Source organism: Rhodococcus jostii RHA1, assembly GCF_000014565.1.
Lineage (GTDB): Bacteria > Actinomycetota > Actinomycetes > Mycobacteriales > Mycobacteriaceae > Rhodococcus_F > Rhodococcus_F jostii_A.
On sequence record NC_008268.1, the window covers coordinates 1459464 to 1478417 of the forward strand.

Here is an 18954-nt window from a genome sequence, read left to right on the forward strand (position 1 = left end):
TTACGGCGAGGCGATTGCCGCGCTCATCACGCGGATGGCACTCACGAGACCGTCGATGAGGTCGCCGTCGCCGAACGACGATACGGCGGCGGTGGCACCGAGCTGGGCGACCCGGTCCGTGACCCGGTTGGCCACGGCCCGGCCGCTGCGGATCTCGACCGTCCGCTGGTTGGGCGAGACCGCGATGAGCACGGACCGTTCCGCCTCGGGCGTCGTCGGGAACAGCGCGTCGGCGCCGGCTGCGGTGTCGGCGCCGAGGTCGCCGATGTACGCGTTGAAGCGCACCTTCGTCTTGCGGGTGCCTTCGGTGAGGGCATCGTCGAGGCGGACGAGTTCGTCCGTCGTGAACGGCAGGTCGTCGGTGAACGGCTCACCGACACGGTGCACGCCCGAGATGCGACCGCTGGAGGTCACGACGCTGCCGACAGGGAGATTGTCCGCGGATACCGCGGACGCGGGAATCAGGTCACCACTTGCCACTTGCCGAGCCTCCAATCAGGTCTGCCGAACCGGCGTGCACGCCGTGGTGTCCGCCGTGATGACCGTGCGTGGTCACCTCGTCGACGGCGCTCCACAGCACCGGCGCGTGCGTCCATTCCTCACCGAGGTGGAACGCGGGCGGCACGGGGCCCGGCGTCTTCTTGCCGACGAACGACATCCCCGCGAAGAAGGCGGTGATCAACGCCGGAATTCCTACGAATATCAGCACTGTCTCGAGAATGCTCACAACGCAAACGGTAGCCCAGAACCGTGCGAGGGGAAGCGTCAGGGCCGAACTTCGCGAAGGGGACCCGCGGAACGCTCAGGCGGCGCCTTCACCGAGGTAGGGCATCCACGACGGGTGCAGGTCCTTGGTGGACGCCAGCAGTCGCCAGTGCGGCCCCGACGGAGGCACCAGGGACGCCCGGAGCGTCCAGCCGAGTTCGCTCAGCAACTTGTCCGCTTTGCGGTGGTTGCAGGGTGCGCAGCAGGCCACGCAGTTCTCCCACGAATGCTCGCCGCCGCGACTGCGGGGAACCACGTGATCGACGGTTTCGGCCTTGGCACCGCAATAGGCGCACCGGAACCGGTCCCGGTGCATGAGGGCTGCGCGGGTCATCGGAACCCGGGCGCGATACGGCACGCGCACGTAGTTCCGGAGGCGGATCACGGACGGCACCTGCACGGACCACTGCTCGGAGTGGACGACCGGGGCCTGGGGATCCTCGTGGACGGTGTCGGCCTTACCGCAGGTCATCAACACCACGGCGCGGCGGGCAGGAAGGGCGGTGAGCGGCTCGTAGGTGACATTCAGGAGAAGCACCCGGCGCTTGATCCAGAGCGGAACCGCATTCTCGCCCGGGAAAGAAGGCTCTGCGCTGTGCGCGGAGCCTTCGGTGATCACTTGTAAAGCAAACGCCCCTGAAACCCCGGCACTCCGGGCATCAGTGGGCACGAGTTGTCGGTGCGCGCGGGCGCTGTGTCGATTCTTCATGCGACCTCCGGGAGATTGCCACCAAGTGCACCATGAATTGCCAGCTCGTGCACGTCCATTTCCGACAAAAATGCAGGACATTCGGTGAACAGACGGTGACGAAGACCGTTCGCGCCCACACGTGCACAATGGAAGGCGCCATGACTGACGTGCAGCAGACCTTCTACGAGGCGGTGGGCGGAGCGGAGACGTTCCGCAAACTCACCGCGCGCTTCTACGAGGAAGTCGCCAAGGACGACATCGTGCGGCCCCTCTACCCCGAGGAAGATCTGGGTCCGGCCGAGCGCCGGATGCGGATGTTCCTCGAGCAGTACTGGGGCGGGCCGCACACCTATTCGGACGAGCGCGGCCACCCGCGACTGCGGCTGCGTCACCAGCCGTTCAAGATCGGCCCGATCGAGCGGGACGCCTGGCTGCGGTGCATGCACACGGCCATCGCGTCGATCGACTCCGGCACCCTCGACGACGCCCACCGCAAGGCCCTCACCGAGTACATGGACATGGCCGCGGCGTCGATGGTGAACTCCGCCTTCTGAAACCGCCCCGCGCCGATAACGCCGGTCGAGTCGTGGTGCGGGCGATCGTTTGGCACGATGGGCGTTTGTGAGCACTCCCGCCGAAACGCCCGCCGACGACACGCAGCCGGCACCCTGGTGGTCCGACGCCGTCTTCTACCAGATCTATCCCCGCTCGTTCGCCGACGCGAACGGTGACGGTGTCGGCGACCTCCACGGAGTACGGGACAAGCTGGGATACCTCGAACTGCTCGGTGTCGACGCCCTCTGGCTGAGCCCGGTCATGCGCTCCCCGATGGCCGATCACGGTTACGACGTGTCCGATCCCCGTGACATCGACCCGCTGTTCGGTGACCTCGCGAGCATGGACGCCCTGATCGAGGCCGCGCACGCGCGGCAGATCAAGGTGACGATGGACCTGGTGCCCAATCACACCAGCGTCGAGCACGAATGGTTCCGCGCCGCCCTGGCGTCGCCGCCGGGCAGTCCCGAACGGGACCGATACATCTTCCGCGACGGTCGCGGTGAGGACGGCGCGGAGCCGCCCAACAACTGGCCGAGCATCTTCGGCGGGCCGGCGTGGACGCGGATCACCGAGGCCGACGGCAAGCCCGGCCAGTGGTATCTGCACATCTTCGCGGCGGAGCAGCCCGACCTGAACTGGGATAACCCGGAGGTCGTCGACGATCTCACGAAGACGCTCCGGTTCTGGCTGGACCGCGGCGTCGACGGATTCCGCATCGACGTCGCGCACGGCATGGCCAAGCCGGAAGGTCTGCCGGACCACGACTGGTCCGCCAACGAACTGCTGCAGAACTCCGATGGCGATCCGCGGTTCGACAACCCCGCGGTCCACGACATCCACCGCGGCATCCGCAAGGTCCTCGACGAGTACCCGGGCACGATGGCCGTCGGGGAGATCTGGGTTCGAGACAACGAACGCTTCGGCGAGTACATCCGGCCCGACGAACTGCACCTCGGGTTCAACTTCCGGCTGGCCGAGGCCGAGTTCTCGGCGGAGACGGTGCGGGAGGCGATCGAGAACTCCCTGACCGCCGTCGACCAGGTGGGCGGGACACCCACGTGGACCCTGTCGAACCACGACGTCGAACGGGAAGTCACCCGGTACGGCGGCGGCGAGATCGGCACGGCACGCGCCCGGGCCATGATCCTCGTCGAACTGGCGTTGCCCGGTGCGGCGTTCCTGTACAACGGTGCCGAACTCGGCCTGCCCAACGTCGACCTCCCCGATTCGGCGTTGCAGGATCCGGTGTGGGAACGATCCGGTCACACCGAACGCGGCCGCGACGGCTGCCGTGTGCCCGTGCCGTGGGAAGGCACCGAACCACCGTTCGGGTTCAGCACCGGCGAGCCCTGGCTGCCGATGCCCCCCGAATGGGCGGACCTCACCGTCGAGGCGCAACTCGAGGACGTCACGTCGACGCTGTCGCTGTACCGTGCAGCACTCGAACTGCGCTCGCTGCGTCCGGAGTTCTCCGGTCCCGGGGTCGACTGGTACGGGAGCCCCGCGGGCTGCTTCGCCTTCCGCAGGCGCGGCGGACTGATCTGCGCCCTCAACGCCACCGACGCGCCGATCTCGCTGCCACCCGGTGAGGTGCTGCTCAGCAGCGCGCCGCTCGTCGAGGGGCAGCTCCCACCGAACGCGGCTGCGTGGCTCATCTGACCCGCACTCCCGCAGTTGCGGCGGTCGTCGCAGCATCGATCCTGTTCGCCACCACGGGAACCGCGCAGGCCCTTGCGTCCCGCGCCCTCGGATACGACCTCGACCCACTGGCCGTCGGCTCGGCCCGGGTCGTGGCCGCGGGCGCGCTCCTCGCGGCGTTCGCGGCGCTGCGCGGCGGACTCGGGTTCGGTGACGGCCCCGGGATTCGCCGATATGCGCCCGCCGTGTGGGGCGGGATCGGGGTCGCGGCGTACCAACTCGGATTCTTCACTGGCGTGCAGAGCGCCGGAGTGGCCGCAGGAACCATGATCGCGCTGGGTTCGGGACCCGCGTTCACCGGCGCGCTGCAATGGGCGGTGCACCGTCACCGCCCCGGCCCGGTGTGGGCCGTGTCCACCGTCATCGCCGTCGCCGGCATGGCGTTGATCGTGGCGGGCACGACCGGCGGCTCCGACTCGTCCGGGATCCTGGCGGGTGCGCTGCCTGCGCTGATCGCCGGTCTCGGGTACGCCGCCTACACGGTCGCCGGGTCGTCGCTGCTCGCGGCGGGTTCGAGTCCCGAGGCGGCGATGGGACAGATGTTCGGTCTCGGTGGACTGTTCCTGATCCCCGTGCTCGTCGCGACCTGGCCGGGCGGCCTCGACACCGGGGCGGGCGCCGCGGCCGCCGTGTATCTGGCGATCGTCCCGACCGTGCTGGCGTATCTCCTGTTCGCCGCCGGTCTGCGGCGGCTGCCACCCGCGACGGTCGCGACGCTGACCCTCACCGAACCGGTGGTCGCGGCACTGCTCGGGACCGCGGTGCTCGGCGAGCAGCTGACCCTGGTCGCGGGGCTGGGCATGGCGGCCGTCGTCGCGTCGCTCGCCGTGCTGGCCACCAGCACGCTGCGGTCCGGCTGACGGCGCGCTACCGCGCGACCGACAACGGAATCCCCCCACCGCGGTGCCGGTAGATCGACCCGAACCGGGCGTCCACCCGCAGCCACGACGCGGTGGCACGCACCCGGACCAGTTCGGAGGCGTCGATGCGCTCGAGGTCGATGTCGGCGGTCAGCCGATCCGAGCCCGCGTGCGGAACGAACCCCATCGCGGTGAGAGCGAACACCACCCGCATCGGGATGCCGACCGTGTGCTCCGCGCCCGCCACCTGCAGGACTTCCTGGTCGAGAAGTGATGCGGGTGGGCCGTGGCCGCTGCCGTGCTCCTGCGCCAGGGCCGCACCGCGCTGCGCGAGGTCGACGAGAACACGCGCCGGGACGTCGTCGACGTGAACGAAGCCCTCCGCCGGAGGCAGTGCGCCCCGCCACGCCGAATCCATCGAGAAACCCGGATCGATGTCGGCTGCGGTCGCCGCTTCGAGAGCGGCGAGCAGTTGGTCGCCGGCAGCCGACGTGTCGTCGGGGGTGATGGTCCCCGCGACCGTGCGCACCGCCAGCGCGTCGAAACCGGTTGCCGCCCAGATCGTCAGGCGGCCGGGTCCGCGTTGACGCAGACGCACCACCGTCGACTCGTCCAACCGGACCACCCTCGTGAGGAATGTGGCGAGATCACCGCGCTCAGTGGCGTCCGGGATCGACAGGACGCGCTCATACACGCTGCCAGCTCTCCAGGTACGCCCGCTCGACGTCGGTGATTCTGCGCAGGCGCTGGGTGTCGATGTCGAACGCCGCGATCTGCGTCGACGCGATGATGGACGGCGCGACCGAGACGTCGACGCCCTTCGGTCGGACCTCGTAGTTGATCGTGAAATCGACCGCGCGCACCTTCTCCACCCACATCAGGACGTCGAGCGGTGAATCGCTGTGCCGGAGTTGCCCGCGGTAGCGCACATGGAGGTCCGCGATGACCGCGCCGTCACGCAACGTCACGGTCGGACGGTCGTCCTCGAACAGCCAGGGAATCCGCGCCTCCTCCAGCAACGTCACCATCCGTGCGTGGTTGATGTGCTGGAAGACGTCCATGTCCGACCACCGAACTTCGACCTCCGCGTGAAAGCCCTCGCTCAACGTCATACCTCCGATCGGGTGCCCATACCTCGCACCATGCTGCGTACCTGACGCGCCGCCACCGAGAGCGTCGCGAGGTCAAGGGTCCCAGACTCGAATATTTCGGTGAGAGCGGACCTCGCCCTGGCCAGCCGGGACGCGTTCGTCGACTCCCAGTCGTCGATCTTCTCCTGCGGCGTCTCGTGAGGTTCACCACCCAGGAGCACTTCCATCGTGAGCTGACGCAGCGAACTGTAGAGGTCGTCGCGCAACGCGAGACGGGCCAGCGAATGCCAGCGGTCACCCCGCGCGAGAGTGGACACGGCGCTCAGCAGCCAGTCGATGCCGAGGTGCGCGTCGAGCTCGTAGTACAGCTCGGCGACCTCGTCGATGTCGCGTTCGGCGATGTCGGCGATGTCGCTGATGTCGAGCAGACAAAACTTGTCCAGAAGCCGGAACACCTCGAACGCGAGGTCCTCGGGCGCGCCGCGGACGACGAGGGGCCGCGCCCGCGTCTCCACGTCGGCGAGCTGATGCCCCCGCACGAGCTGCGGCACCCTCGGCGAGAGTGCACGGAAGTCGGCCGAGTACCGGGCGATCTCGGCGCCAACGGCGAGGGGCTGAGGCCGGTTGGTCAGGAACCAGCGGGACGCGCGGTCGAGAACTCGGCCGGACTCGAGAATCAGGTCGTCCTCGATGTCCGCCGCGATGTTCGCCGACCGGATCCTCGACCACAGCTCCGGCAGGGCGAAGATCTCGGTGACCGCCGCGTAGGCGCGGATGGCGTCGGTGCTGCTCGCACCCGCCTCGTCCGCCAACCGGTACGCGAAGGTGATACCGCCGTTGTCGATGGTCTCGTTCGCGAGCATCGTCGCCACGATCTGCCTGCGCAGAGGATGCGCCTTGATCGCGGTGCGGAACCGCTTGCGCAACACCGTCGGGAAGTACCGCGGCAGCCGCGGCGCGAACGTCTCGCTGTCGGGCAGGTCCGTCGCGAGGAGGTCGTCCTTGAGCGCGAGTTTCACATGCGCGGTGAGGGTCGCGAGTTCCGGAGACGTCAGGCCCTGACCGGCCTGCCTGCGTCGGGCGATCTCCTCGTCGGTGGGCAGGGCCTCGAGCTTCCGGTCGAGTCCGCGACGCGACGCCAGGTGCTCGATCTGGCGGCGATGCACGGTCAGCATCGGAACCGCGCTGGTCCGGGAGACACCGAGGAGATCGTTCTGCGCGATGTTGTTCGCGAGTACGAGTTGGGCCACCTCGTCGGTCATCGACGCCAGCAGAGGATTGCGTTCCTCCCGCGGCAGCCCGCCGCTGCTCACCAGCGAGTCCAGCAGGATCTTGATGTTCACCTCGTGATCGGAGCAGTCGACGCCCGCGGAGTTGTCGATCGCGTCGGTGTTGATCCGGCCACCGTTCTGGCTGTACTCGATCCGGCCGAGCGCCGTCACCCCGAGGTTGCCACCCTCGCCGACCACCTTCGCCCGCACCTCGTTGCCGTCGACGCGCACGGAGTCGTTGCTCTTGTCGCCCACCATCGCGTTGGTCTCGGTGGACGCCTTGACGTACGTGCCGATGCCACCGTTCCACAGCAGGTCCACCGGGGCACGCAGGATCGCCCGGACCAGTTCCGGCGGGGAGAGTTCGGTGACGGCGTCGTCGAGTCCGAGCGCGGCACGCGCGGCGGCACTGATCGGGACCGATTTGCGGGTCCGGTCCCACACGCCCCCGCCCTCGCTGATGATGCTGGTGTCGTAGTCGGCCCACGACGACCGGGGCAACGCGAACATCCGCGACCGCTCCGCGAACGACCGGGGGGCGTCGGGATCGGGGTCGAGGAAAATGTGCCGGTGGTCGAACGCCGCCACCAGCCGGATGTGTCGGCTCAGGAGCATGCCGTTTCCGAACACGTCGCCGCTCATGTCGCCAACGCCGACCGCGGAGAAGTCCTGGGTCTGGGTGTCGACGCCCATCTCCCGGAAGTGCCGTTTCACGCTCTCCCAGGCACCGCGCGCGGTGATGCCCATCCCCTTGTGGTCGTACCCGGCCGACCCACCGGACGCGAACGCGTCGCCGAGCCAGAATTTGTACTGCTCCGCAACAGAATTGGCGAGGTCGGAGAATTTCGCGGTGCCCTTGTCCGCGGCCACCACGAGATACCGGTCGTCGCCGTCGCGACGCACCACCCGGGCCGGGGGCACGATCTCCCCCGACACCTGATCGACGTTGTCGGTGAGGTCCAGGAGCCCGCAGATGAATGTGCGGTAGCAGTCCTGGCCCGCCTCGAGAGCGGCGGCGCGGTCGGCCGCCGCGTCCCCCGAGGGCGTCGGCGGATTCTTGACGACGAAGCCGCCCTTCGCGCCGACCGGGACGATCACCGCGTTCTTCACGGCCTGGGCCTTCGCCAACCCCAGGATCTCGGTGCGGAAATCCTCACGCCGGTCCGACCAGCGCAACCCGCCGCGGGCGACGGATCCGAACCGCAGGTGCACACCCTCGACGTCGGGTGAGTACACGAAGATCTCGTACTTCGGGCGGGGCTTCGGCAGTTCCTGGATCGAGGTCGGATCGAGCTTGATCGACAGGTATGTGGGCGGCTCCCCGGTCTCGCCGACGACGAAGTAGTTGGTGCGCAGCGTCGACTTGATCAGCCCGAACAGACCGCGCAGGATGCGGTCCGCGTCGAGGCTGACCACGGCGTCGATGTACTCCCGCAGACGGGTGTCGAGTTCGGACACCAGATCGGGTGAGGGCGTCTCCGGATCGAACATCGCCTCGAACAACTCGACGAGTGTGTACGCCGAACGGGGATTCGCCAGCGCAACCCCCTCGATGTGGAACTGACTGTACGGAAACCCGGCCTGACGCAGGTACTTTGCGTACGTCCGCAGGATCACGGCCTGCCGCCACGACACTCCCGCCCGCAGGATCAGCTCGTTGAACCGGTCGGCCTCCGCCCGCCCGAACCAGACGGCGGTGAAGGCATCGGTGAACCGTTCCTGAAGCTTCGGTGCGGCGGCCGACGCCTCCTCGGCGGCGAGTTCGGCATCCAGGTCGTCCTCCACCGAGGAGCGGAGCAGCTCCGCGGGCACCGACAACCCGAAATCGTAGATCCAGCAGGTCAACCCGTCCGGCCGCGGAATCAGATAGGGCCGTTCGTCGAGCACCTCCACACCCAGGCTCTGCAGCACCGGAAGCACCTGGCTCAACGAAATGCCGTCCCCGCCCACGTACAGGGTGAATCGCCAGTGCCCGACCTCCGCCCCGGGATCGCGGTAGAGCAGCAGATCGATGGAACCGTCTTCGAGCGCCTCCAGCCTCGCGAGATCCGACAACGCGCGTGTGGCGTCGAAATCCTCCTTGTACCCCTCGGGCAGGACGGCGGCGTAACGCTGCGCCAGAACGGGATCCACACCGGTGGTCACCGGGAGGAGGTCGCCGAGATGGTCGTCCCAGCTGCGGCTCGCCTCGGCCAGCATCGCCTGGACCCGTTCGCGGTCGGCGTCCGAGAGGTCGAGCCGAGACCCCATCTGTTCGGTGCTCTTGCGGATCGTCACGTGCAGCAACGCCAGGTCGGATTCCGTGACGCGCGCGGTGTATTCCAAAGTGCCGCCACCGAATTCCCGCAGCAGGATGTCCTGCATCGCGAGCCGGACCCGGGTGGTGTACCGGTCGCGGGGCAGGTAGATCAGGCAGGAGACGAATCGTCCGAGAAAGTCCTCGCGCACGAACAGACGCACCTGACGCCGGAGCCCGATGCTGTGCACGGCGGTCACCGTGTCGAAGAGTGTGTCGGCGTCGCTCGAGAAAAGCTCGGTGCGCGGGAACGACTGGATGACCTCCAGCATCGCCTGCCCCGAATACGAATTCAACTGGAACCCGGCCCGGTCGATCACCTTGCGCACCCGGCGAGCGATCACGGGAATGTCGAGGACGTTCTCGTGCAGCGCCGTGACCGTGAAGACCCCGAGGAAACGGTGCTCACCGGTGATGTTGCCGTTCTCGTCGAGAATGCTCACGCCGACGAAGAACGGGTAGACCGAGCGGTGCACGGTCGCGGGGAACGAGCCCTGCGTGAGCACGAGCAGGGGACGGTCGGGGATCTCGGCGGCCGGCGGCAGACTCAGCGGGCCTTCGGTGACCGCGTCGGAGCGCAGCAGTCCGAGACCGCTGCCCGGCACCACCTGCAGGCTCCGGGCGCCGGAGCTGTCGGGCTCCCCCAGTTCGAAGCGGCGGTAGCCCAGCGCCGCATAATTGCCCTGCGACATCCATCGCAGCAGATCGGCGCAGTCCTCCAGGTCGTCCTTCGACACGCCGGGACAGGGTGCGGACGTCTCGAGTTCGTCGGCGAGTGTCCGCTCGAGCTTGCGCATGATGTCGGTGTCCCGGACCACCTGGCGCACGTCGGCGAGGACGGTGCCGACTTCCTTCTCGAGTGTGTCGAGAACCGCGGAGTCGGTACGGGGATCGAGTTGGACGTGAATCCACGACTCGGCGAGGCTGCCCTCGTCGGCATCCTTGGCCGTGTCTCCCATGAGGATTTCGCGCAGTGCACCGATCGGATCGCGCCGGACCGAGACGATGGGGTGCACGAATTCGCTGATCCCGATGCCCAGGCGGTTCAGCAGCGCGGTGATCGATTCGACGAGCAGCGGCATGTCGTCCGTCACGATCTGCAGGGACGCACCGAGTTCGTGCCCGTCACCCGGGCGGTAGACGCGGGTGACCGCGCGCTCCGGCGGACGGTGCAGGGCAAGTGTCAGATGCGCGCCGAGCACGGCCTCGGAGGCGCCGTTGACGGCGCTCTCGCTGTCACCGCGATCGACGTGACGGAAATACACGGCTGCGAGAGTCGGCACCTGCGACCGGAGACCTTCGGGCAGATTCCGCGCCCACTCCGCATCTTTCAGTGCTGCCGATTCCGTCATCGGGGCTCACTTCCTCTGTTCCGATCGCCGCGGGCAACTCTCTCGAGACTAGCCCGCGGCGATGGGAACAGAGGGTGAACTTCGGGCACCCCGCGTGCCGGATCCGTCAGCCGGTGGTCACCGGCGCGAGGTACCGCTCGAGCGCGTCCCGTTCCGCCTCGGAGAGCGGACGCGAGCGTTCGGTCTTCGCGTCGAACGCCACCATCAGGGCGTCGCCCGTCGCGCAGCGGACCCCGTCGCGGTTCGTGACGATGTGCCGGATCGTGTACGACGAATTGCCGACATGGAGCACCGACACGTCGATCGTCAGCGGACCGGAAGCGTCGGTGACGGGACGCAGGAATTCCACGTCCATCTTGCGCACCACCGTGGCGCCCGCCCGGGCTCCCACCGACTCCAGCTCCGACGACAGGAAATGCACACGTGCTTCCTGCATGTACTCGACGAAGCGGGTGTTGTTGACGTGACCCAGCCGGTCGGAGTCACCCCACCGGACCTGGATCTCGTACGTGAAGACCTTCGACTCCGCCAAGGGTCAGTCCCTCGTGAGCTTGCGGTGCGTCACCCGGTGCGGCCGCGCCGCGTCCGGTCCGAGCCGCTCGACCTTGTTGGCCTCGTAGCCCTCGAAGTTGCCCTCGTACCAGTACCAGGCGGCTTCGTTGTCGCCGAAGCCACCCTCCCACGCGAGGATGTGCGTGCAGGTGCGGTCGAGGAACCAGCGGTCGTGGGAGATCACGACGGCGCAGCCGGGGAACTGCTCGAGGGCGTTCTCCAGCGAACCGAGGGTCTCGACGTCGAGGTCGTTGGTCGGTTCGTCGAGCAGGATCAGGTTTCCGCCCTGCTTGAGCGTCATCGCAAGGTTCAGGCGGTTGCGCTCACCACCGGAGAGGACGCCCGCCGGCTTCTGCTGATCGTGGCCCTTGAACCCGAACGAGCTGATGTAGGCGCGCGACGGCATCTCCGTCTGGCCGACCACGATGTGATCGAGACCGTCGGACACGACCTCCCACACCGTCTTGTCAGGGTCGATGCCCGTGCGGTTCTGGTCGACGTAGCTGAGCTTGACCGTCTGACCGATCTTCACCTCACCGGCGTCCGGCTCCTCGAGCCCGACGATGGTCTTGAACAGCGTCGTCTTACCGACACCGTTGGGGCCGATCACGCCGACGATGCCGTTGCGCGGCAGGGTGAACGACAGGTCCTTGATCAGGACCCGGCCGTCGAAGCCCTTGTCGAGGCTCGAGACCTCGACCACGACGTCGCCGAGTCGCGGCGGCGCCGGGATCTGGATCTCGTCGAAGTCCAGCTTGCGGGTCTTCTCGGCTTCGTTGGCCATTTCCTCGTAGCGGTCGAGGCGGGCCTTGTTCTTGGCCTGACGGGCCTTCGCTCCCGAACGGACCCAGGCCAGCTCCTCCTTGAGGCGCTTCTGCAGCTTCTGGTCCTTCTTGCCCGCGACCTCGAGCCTCGCGGCCTTCTGCTCCAGGTAGGTGGAGTAGTTGCCCTCGTAGGGATACAGGCGGCCGCGGTCGACCTCACAGATCCACTGGGCGACGTGGTCGAGGAAGTACCGGTCGTGGGTGACGGCCAGGATCGCGCCCGGGTAGGCGGCCAGGTGCTGCTCCAGCCACAGGACGCTCTCCGCGTCGAGGTGGTTGGTCGGCTCGTCGAGCAGCAGCAGGTCGGGCTTGCTGAGCAGGAGCTTGCAGAGGGCGACGCGGCGCTTCTCACCACCGGAGAGGTGAGTGACCATCTCCTCCGGCGGCGGACAGCGCAGGGCGTCCATCGCCTGCTCGAGCTGGGAGTCGATCTCCCACGCGTCGGCATGGTCGAGCTTCTCCTGGAGCTCGCCCATCTCCTCCATCAGCTCGTCGGAGTAGTCGGTGGCCATCAGCTCGGCGATCTCGTTGTACCGCTTGAGCTGGACCATGGTTTCACCCAGGCCCTCTTCGACGTTCTCGCGAACGGTCTTGGTCTCGTCCAAGTGCGGTTCCTGCATGAGGATCCCGACGGTGGCACCCGGAGCGATGAACGCTTCACCGTTGCCCGGCTGATCCAGCCCCGCCATGATCTTGAGGATGCTGGACTTACCCGCGCCGTTCGGGCCGACCACACCGATCTTGGCGCCGGGGTAGAAGCTCATCGTGACGTCATCGAGGATGACCTTGTCACCGTGCGCCTTGCGCACCTTCTTCATCGTGTAAATGAACTCAGCCATGGGGCCAGCCTAATGGTGAAGTGCGATGAACCCACATCGCGGAGGGTCGGGGACGTGATCGGGGGCTTCGCAGGAAGAAGCCGCGGGCACCGGCGCCGCGGGCGCGGGGTCGGCGCCGATACCCGCTGGTGCGCTACGCGACGAGGGACCGAGTGGCGACCTGTTCCGTCGCCGGGGTCGCCGCACCCCCGTCCGCGGTTCTGGGCGCGCGCTCGAGGACGACCGTGCAGCGGGCGAGATCCGGTCCGATCGCGGTCGCGCTCAGCTCCAGGTCGGAGCGGGCGATTCCGTCCCGCGTCGTGTACTCCGTGGTGCGCAACTCGCCGGTCACGATGACCGGATCCCCCTTCGCGATCGATTGGACGACGCCGGCCATCAGTCGCCGCCTGCAGGTCACCGTGAGGTAGAGCGTGCTCCCGTCGCGCCACTCGCCCGTCGCGTGATCGCGGCGCCGGACCGTGCTCGCCATCCGGAAATTGAGGAACTCGTCACCGGCCGCGTTCGACCGGGTGACCGGGCTGGTGATGACCGTTCCGACCACGGTGCCGTGTGTTTCGTACATTTCGCTCTACCCCCTGTGAGTGCGGCAAGGTGCCGTCACTCACAGCGTGCCGTCCGGATGGGAGATTGCCGGACGGCATCCGAAATCTGTGGAGAAACGGAGCGGGTGTGGATAGAGCAGCCGAAACGGCTGCTGACGCTCCGACGGTGTCGGAACCACGTGCTAGCGGTCAGTGTCCGGCTTCTCGGTCCCGTCGCGCCAGTTCCGCGAACATCGCGTTGTGCGCTGCCAGGTCGGCATCGTCGTCGCGGTCGGCGGCCCGGTCGACCCGCCGCGCCGTGCGGCCGTCGCTGCGGGACCACTGGATGAGCAGCGCCATCATCACCAGCACCAACGGGATCTCGCCGGTCGCCCACGCGATGCTGCCACCCAGTTGCTGGTCACCCACCAGGTCGGCGTTCCAGCCCAGTCCGAGCGACCGGTAGTACCACTCGCCCATCACCGCGCCCATGCTCATCAGCGCCACACCGAAGAACGCGTGGAACGGCAGCGAGCCGAACACCATCGCGAGCTTCGTCACCGGCTGAAGTTTGCGCGGCGAGGGATCGACGCCGATGGCGACCCAGTAGAAGAGGTAGCCGCTCAGCAGGAAGTGCAGGTTCATCAGGACGTGCGCGGAGTGCGAGTCGACGGCGGCCTCGAAGATCCCGCCAAGGTACAGGGCGTAGAAACCGCCCACGAACAGCACGGCCGCGACGACGGGATGGGTGATGAATCGGGAGAACGGGCTGTGCAGCGCCGTCAGGATCCACTCGCGCAGACCCGGCACACCATTCTTGCCCGCCGGATCGAGGGCACGCAGGGCGAGGGTGATCGGCGCACCGAGCACCAGCAGGACCGGGGTCAGCATCGACAGTGCCATGTGCGCGCCCATGTGCACGCTGAACACGGCCGGTGAATAGCGCCCGACACCCGACGACGTCGCCACGAGGAGCACCACGCATCCGCACATCCACGCGACGGTCCGGCCCACGGGCCAGCTGTCGCCGCGACGCCGGAGTTTGCGCAATCCGAGCGCGTAGACGACGACCAGCACTATCGCGGCGGTGCCGTAGAGGAGGTCGAATCGCCAGTCCAGCATCAGCCTGGAGAACGTCGGCGGCCCCGCCAGGTTGTAGCCGAGTTCCACCTCCGTCAGGGTGGGCGCCGCGGTCGGAGGGGGCGGGGGTGTGCGACCGAGCCCGACGGCGAGACCGATCGTCGCGGCGAACACCATGGCCTCCGCGCCGGCGAACCGGATCAGGTTGCCGCGGCCGGCCGGGTCCTTCTGCAGCGCGGGCAGGGCCCGTCGACGCTGCGCCCAGCCGAAGACCCCCAGGATGACGAGCGCCACGATCTTCGCGACCACCAGGCGTCCGTACGTGGTGTCGACGAGGTCACCGATCTGGACGCGAACCAGCGCGTTCACCACGCCACTGATCGCCATGACGACGAAGCAGACCGTCGCGACCGCGGAGAACCGGCGCGCCGCCACATCGGTGTAGGCGCCGCGCCTGCGCGCGTGGGCGAGGAGAGCGAACAGGCCGCCCGCCCACAGCGACGCAGCGACCAGGTGCAGGATCAGACTGTTCGTCGCCATGTCGTGCGAGCCGCCCGACGACGAGTGCCCCGTCAACGCGAGCGGCATCAGCCCGAGGATGCCGACGACCAGAAGGATCGGCGTCCACCACCAGCGCAGCACGAGCCGGGACGCGATCGCGAGGACGATCGCGATGATCGCGGTCCAGCGCCAGGCGCCGGCGAGTTCGACCTGATCGATCGAATTGAAGATATTGGCCGGTTCGACCGCCTCGGCGAAGGGTTGCCCGGACGTGTCCGACAACGTCAGCGGGACCAGGACGAGGGCGGTCGCGGCCCACACGATCGCGGCGTACGACGCCGTCCGGACCGCGCGGTAGCCGTCCACGTCCAGGACACCGGATTTCTGCGGCGGCACGAAGAACGCCGCGAGCAGCAGCGATCCGATGGTGATGACGGCAGCGATTTCCGACACGGCCCGCATCGCGGGCAGTCCGTAGGTGGTGATCGGGCCGGGATCCGGAATTCCCAGCAGCACGAGCGCCTGAGCAGCGGAAAGTCCGACGACGATTGCCGCTACCAGGCCGGCGATGAGTCCGCCGACGACGAACAGGGCGGTCGAATCGGCGCGATTCGGGGGTTTCGATGCCGGGTCGGACGGCGCGAGCTGGGGTGTAGCCATACATCAAGGGTAGGACCTACGACAGGCCGTCGGAGACGCGAGGGTTCCGTCGCCGATCCGGTTACCGTCGACAGGGACTGTCCCGAGGGAACGAAAGGCTGAGATGGCCGAGTTTCTGATCATCGCCGTGGCGCTGTTCTTCGCGGGCATGGGTGTGTACGGTCTCGCCGCACCTGCCCGGCTGGTCGCCCCGTTCGCCCTGTCCGCGGATTCGGCGACCTCGCGCGCCGAGGTGCGCGCGGTCTACGGCGGCTTCGGTGTCGCGGTGGCGGCCCTACTGTTCTTCGCTGCTTTCGACGCGCACGGCATCCGATCCGCCGCCTCGGTGACCGTGGCCGTCGCCCTGCTGGGGATGGCATTCGGCCGGATCGTGTCGGTCGTCGCCGACCGGCCGGCCCGCTTCTACCCGGTGTGGTTCTACTTCGTGGTCGAGCTCGTCCTGGCAGGACTTCTGCTCTCCGGGGCAGCCCTGGGCTCATGACGCGGACACCCCAGCCCCGGTCGGAGCGCTCGGAGCGGCAGGTAATATTTGCTGCGCGCCTCCGTAGCTCAGGGGATAGAGCAAGAGCCTTCTAATCTCTTGGTCGCAGGTTCGAATCCTGCCGGGGGCACTCATCCGACGGAACACCGACAGACGAAAACCCCCGACCACCTGGACGAACAGGGATCGGGGATTTCGTGTCAGCAATTCAGGTGCGCTCCGCTGGCCCCTCCGTGGATAGGGAAAATGTGGATCGATGACCTGCCCTGGTAGGTCGACTGCACTGGCATCGGGAGCGGGTGAGAGCGCAGGATTTTCATGTGTGCGTTGCGGTCGACCCCGATCCGTCTGTGGTGCCGGTGAGCCTGCGTGTCAGCATGGTGGCGGAGGGCCAATCTTCATCCGCGGGAACCGTGGAATGTTGCCTTCGAGCACGAGTAAGAGAGTTCTGTCTTCATCCCGCCCTCCCCGCAACGCGCACCCGAACGAGCGAATACGTGCCACCAGTGACGGAGAGAGGGTGATCGGCGATGGAAGTGGTGCACCCCCGGTGCGCGGGACTCGACATCTCCAAGAAGGACGCGAAGGTGTGCGTGCGGATCCAGGGCCGCGGCAGCAGGCGCACCTCGGCGACGGTGACGACGTGGGGCGCGATGACCAACCAGATCCTTGCCCTGCGCGAGCACCTGGTCCAGCAGAAGGTCACCTGCGTGGTGATGGAAGCAACCGGCAACTACTGGAAACCCTATTTCTATCTCCTCGAGGACACTCTCGAGGTGATGCTCGTCAACGCCCACGACGCCCGAAACATGCCGGGCCGCAAGAGCGATGTGTCCGACGCCGCCTGGCTGGCCGACCTCGGCGCGCACGGATTGTTACGCGGGTCACTGGTGCCGCCGCCACCGATTCGCCGTCTGCGTGACCTCACCCGTGCCCGCACCGCGCTGACCCGCGACCGCGCCCGGCAGGGGCAACGAATCGAGAAGGTCCTCGAGGACGCCGGGATCAAACTGTCCTCGGTCGCCACCGACATCATGGGGGTCTCCGGTCGAGCGATGCTCGACGCCCTCATCGACGGCCGTGACGATCCCGCCGTCATCGCGGGGCTGGCCAAGGGACGGATGCGGTCGAAGATCCCGGTATTGGCCGAGGCACTGACCGGACGATTCACGCCCCACCACGCGTTCTTGATCAGCATGCACCTGACGCTGATCGACCAGTACGGGCAGGCTCTCGGTGAGCTCGACACCAGGATCGCCGAGGCGGTGGAACCTTTTCAGGCGGCCCGGGACTTGCTGACGAGCATCCCGGGTTTCTCGACGACCGTCGCTGAGGTAGTCCTCGCCGAAACCGGCGGCGACATGCGGGTGTTTCCCACCGCCGGGCACCTCGCGTCCTGGGCCGGCACCGCACCCGGATCGCACGAATCCGCCGGCCGGGTCAAGTCCACGAAGACCAGACCGGGCAACCGGCACCTCGAGGGTGCCCTCGGCACCGCGGCGCTGTCCGTGTCCCGCTCGAAGGGCACCTTCTTCTCGGCCAAGTACAAGCGGATCGCGTCCCGCCAAGGTCCGATGAAGGCGCTCGTCGCCGTGCAGCATGCCATGCTCGTCGCCGCCTGGAACATGCTCACCAACGGTGACCTCTACCGCGACCCCGGACCCGACTACTACACCCGACGCGTCCCCACGAAGACCAGGGCCCGGGCCATCGGCCAGCTCGAATCACTGGGCTACCGCGTCATCCTCGAACCCGCAGCCGGCACCGCATAACCACACGCCGACCACGCCAGCCCACCGGGACATCGGCGGGTCACCCCCGCCCGCCCTCACCCGCGGTGGTCACCTAATTTTCGTAAGAGTCCTTCAGGAACGCCAGCAGGTCGGCGTTGATCGTCTCCGCCTGTGTGGTGGGCATGCCGTGCGGGAAGTCCTGGTACGTCTTCAGCGAGCCGTTCGCGAGAAGCTTCGCGGACAATGGTCCCGCGTCGGCGTAGGGAACGATCTGGTCGTCTTCGCTGTGCATCACCAGCACCGGCACCGTGATCTTCTTCAGATCCTCGGTGAAATCGGTCTGCGAGAAGGCCACGATGCCGTCGTAGTGGGCCTTGGCCCCGCCCATCATCCCCTGGCGCCACCAGTTCGCGATGATCGCTTCCGAGGATTCCACGCCTGGTCGGTTGAATCCGTAGAACGGTCCCGACGGCAGGTCGCGATAGAACTTCGAGCGATTGGCGGCGAGCTGTGCCTGCAAGTCGTCGAACACGTCTTTGGGAAGGCCTCCCGGGTTCGCCTCGGTCTTCACCATCAGCGGCGGTACCGCGCTGATCAGTGCGGCCTTCGACACCCGGCTCTCCCCGTGCCGCGCGAGATAGTGCACCACCTCGCCGCCGCCCGTCGAGTGGCCGACGTGGATGGCGTCCTGCAGGTCGAGATGCGCGGTCAGCTCCGCGAGGTCGTCGGCGTAGTGGTCCATGTCGTGGCCGTCGCCGGTCTGTGTCGAGCGCCCGTGACCGCGCCGATCGTGGGCGATGACGCGATAGCCGTGCTGGAGGAAGAACAGCATCTGTGTGTCCCAGTCGTCGGCCGACAGCGGCCAGCCGTGGCTGAACACGATGGGTTGACCGGTTCCCCAGTCCTTGTAGAAGATCTCCGTGCCATCCTGGGTAGTGATCGTGCCCATGTGGTTGCCTTCCTTGACCGCTCTGGGGATGACGCTGATGTGGACGCAATTTCAGTACATCAAAGTTCGGTACGTCGCAGGGCGGCTTCGACCGGCAGCATCCTGTACGACCGTCTGATAGGTATTGCGCCCGTCGTCCGTACCCAGAGTTCCGTACTCGCGGGTAACAAACCGACCAATTAGTCTTGTTCGCGCATCGCCCCAACCCGACGGGGCAAGGGTGCACCGGGAC

Annotated in this window: 16 protein-coding genes and 1 tRNA gene; 6 read left to right on the forward strand and 11 right to left on the reverse strand. The window is 67.5% G+C overall.

The genetic code is table 11. From position 1 onward, the window contains the following. The 3 genes from RHA1_RS06715 to RHA1_RS06725 all read right to left on the reverse strand — a co-directional run bounded on the left by RHA1_RS06715 (nt 1) and on the right by RHA1_RS06725 (nt 1474). Nucleotides 1–480, reverse strand: a complete 480-nt coding sequence (locus RHA1_RS06715) for a DUF5130 family protein (protein WP_005264322.1) — start codon at nt 478–480, stop codon at nt 1–3. Next, nucleotides 467–727 carry an aa3-type cytochrome oxidase subunit CtaJ gene (gene ctaJ / locus RHA1_RS06720; protein WP_009474087.1) on the reverse strand — a complete coding sequence of 87 codons (261 nt, stop codon included), beginning with the start codon at nt 725–727 and terminating at the stop codon, nt 467–469. Before ctaJ ends, RHA1_RS06715 begins: the two co-directional genes overlap by 14 nt. 75 nt (nt 728–802) lie before the next feature. Then, on the reverse strand, nt 803–1474 hold the full coding sequence (locus tag RHA1_RS06725; RefSeq protein WP_167540926.1) for an HNH endonuclease: 672 nt from the start codon (nt 1472–1474) through the stop codon (nt 803–805). A gap of 140 nt (nt 1475–1614) precedes the next feature. On the opposite strand from RHA1_RS06725, the gene RHA1_RS06730 reads away from it, so the two are divergent. The 3 genes from RHA1_RS06730 (at nt 1615) to RHA1_RS06740 (ending at nt 4572) form a co-directional block, all read left to right on the forward strand. Then, the gene (locus tag RHA1_RS06730; protein ID WP_029537133.1) at nt 1615–2010 is read left to right on the forward strand and encodes a globin; all 396 of its coding nucleotides are present in this window, start codon (nt 1615–1617) and stop codon (nt 2008–2010) included. 67 nt (nt 2011–2077) lie between these two features. Beyond that, nucleotides 2078–3673: a glycoside hydrolase family 13 protein gene (locus tag RHA1_RS06735; protein WP_016879917.1), complete on the forward strand. Its 1596-nt coding sequence runs from the start codon at nt 2078–2080 to the stop codon at nt 3671–3673. Then, entirely contained in the window at nt 3661–4572 is a 912-nt protein-coding gene (locus tag RHA1_RS06740) for a DMT family transporter (RefSeq protein WP_011594423.1), read from the forward strand. Before RHA1_RS06735 ends, RHA1_RS06740 begins: the two co-directional genes overlap by 13 nt. 7 nt (nt 4573–4579) lie before the next feature. On the opposite strand, the gene RHA1_RS06745 is transcribed toward RHA1_RS06740, so the two are convergent. From RHA1_RS06745 to RHA1_RS06775, 7 genes are all read right to left on the reverse strand, one after another. Then, nucleotides 4580–5266, reverse strand: coding sequence for a DUF8010 domain-containing protein (locus RHA1_RS06745; RefSeq protein ID WP_009474092.1), 687 nt, complete (start codon nt 5264–5266; stop codon nt 4580–4582). After that, nucleotides 5259–5684, reverse strand: a complete 426-nt coding sequence (locus RHA1_RS06750) for an acyl-CoA thioesterase (RefSeq protein ID WP_009474093.1) — start codon at nt 5682–5684, stop codon at nt 5259–5261. Before RHA1_RS06750 ends, RHA1_RS06745 begins: the two co-directional genes overlap by 8 nt. Then, a complete protein-coding gene (locus tag RHA1_RS06755; protein WP_011594425.1) occupies nt 5681–10582 on the reverse strand; it encodes an NAD-glutamate dehydrogenase in 4902 nt (1633 codons plus the stop codon). The genes RHA1_RS06750 and RHA1_RS06755 overlap by 4 nt, the downstream gene beginning before the upstream one ends. 106 nt (nt 10583–10688) lie before the next feature. Beyond that, nucleotides 10689–11114: an acyl-CoA thioesterase gene (locus tag RHA1_RS06760; protein ID WP_009474095.1), complete on the reverse strand. Its 426-nt coding sequence runs from the start codon at nt 11112–11114 to the stop codon at nt 10689–10691. Nucleotides 11115–11117: 3 nt separating this feature from the next. Continuing rightward, nucleotides 11118–12797 (reverse strand): energy-dependent translational throttle protein EttA, encoded by a 1680-nt coding sequence (gene ettA / locus RHA1_RS06765; protein WP_007296602.1) that lies wholly within the window; start codon nt 12795–12797, stop codon nt 11118–11120. A 133-nt stretch (nt 12798–12930) separates the two neighbouring features. Continuing rightward, complete coding sequence (locus RHA1_RS06770) at nt 12931–13359, reverse strand: single-stranded DNA-binding protein (RefSeq protein WP_009474096.1); 429 nt, start codon at nt 13357–13359, stop codon at nt 12931–12933. Between the two features lie 169 nt (nt 13360–13528). Continuing rightward, a complete protein-coding gene (locus tag RHA1_RS06775) occupies nt 13529–15559 on the reverse strand; it encodes a bifunctional copper resistance protein CopD/cytochrome c oxidase assembly protein (RefSeq protein WP_011594426.1) in 2031 nt (676 codons plus the stop codon). 103 nt (nt 15560–15662) lie between these two features. Here RHA1_RS06775 and RHA1_RS06780 point away from each other — a divergent pair, with 103 nt between their 5' ends. From RHA1_RS06780 to RHA1_RS06790, 3 genes are all read left to right on the forward strand, one after another. Further along, nucleotides 15663–16040: a DUF4345 family protein gene (locus RHA1_RS06780; RefSeq protein WP_011594427.1), complete on the forward strand. Its 378-nt coding sequence runs from the start codon at nt 15663–15665 to the stop codon at nt 16038–16040. A gap of 57 nt (nt 16041–16097) precedes the next feature. After that, nucleotides 16098–16170 (forward strand) — tRNA-Arg (locus RHA1_RS06785). A 400-nt stretch (nt 16171–16570) separates the two neighbouring features. Next, nucleotides 16571–17812, forward strand: a complete 1242-nt coding sequence (locus tag RHA1_RS06790; RefSeq protein WP_011594428.1) for an IS110 family RNA-guided transposase — start codon at nt 16571–16573, stop codon at nt 17810–17812. A 73-nt stretch (nt 17813–17885) separates the two neighbouring features. Here the strand turns inward: RHA1_RS06790 and RHA1_RS06795 are convergent, their stop codons facing one another. Continuing rightward, a complete protein-coding gene (locus RHA1_RS06795; RefSeq protein WP_011594429.1) occupies nt 17886–18722 on the reverse strand; it encodes an alpha/beta fold hydrolase in 837 nt (278 codons plus the stop codon). Between the last annotated feature and the right edge of the window lie 232 nt (nt 18723–18954).

What these genes read in the sequence shown, in the direction of transcription:
- RHA1_RS06725 (WP_167540926.1), bottom strand. Translation starts at nt 1,474, where the DNA reads ATGAAGAATCGACACAGCGCCCGCGCGCACCGACAACTCGTGCCCACT.
- RHA1_RS06730 (WP_029537133.1), top strand. Translation starts at nt 1,615, where the DNA reads ATGACTGACGTGCAGCAGACCTTCTACGAGGCGGTGGGCGGAGCGGAG.
- RHA1_RS06750 (WP_009474093.1), bottom strand. Translation starts at nt 5,684, where the DNA reads ATGACGTTGAGCGAGGGCTTTCACGCGGAGGTCGAAGTTCGGTGGTCG.
- RHA1_RS06755 (WP_011594425.1), bottom strand. Translation starts at nt 10,582, where the DNA reads ATGACGGAATCGGCAGCACTGAAAGATGCGGAGTGGGCGCGGAATCTG.
- ettA (WP_007296602.1), bottom strand. Translation starts at nt 12,797, where the DNA reads ATGGCTGAGTTCATTTACACGATGAAGAAGGTGCGCAAGGCGCACGGT.
- RHA1_RS06770 (WP_009474096.1), bottom strand. Translation starts at nt 13,359, where the DNA reads ATGTACGAAACACACGGCACCGTGGTCGGAACGGTCATCACCAGCCCG.
- RHA1_RS06775 (WP_011594426.1), bottom strand. Translation starts at nt 15,559, where the DNA reads ATGGCTACACCCCAGCTCGCGCCGTCCGACCCGGCATCGAAACCCCCG.
- RHA1_RS06780 (WP_011594427.1), top strand. Translation starts at nt 15,663, where the DNA reads ATGGCCGAGTTTCTGATCATCGCCGTGGCGCTGTTCTTCGCGGGCATG.
- RHA1_RS06790 (WP_011594428.1), top strand. Translation starts at nt 16,571, where the DNA reads ATGGAAGTGGTGCACCCCCGGTGCGCGGGACTCGACATCTCCAAGAAG.
- RHA1_RS06795 (WP_011594429.1), bottom strand. Translation starts at nt 18,722, where the DNA reads ATGGGCACGATCACTACCCAGGATGGCACGGAGATCTTCTACAAGGAC.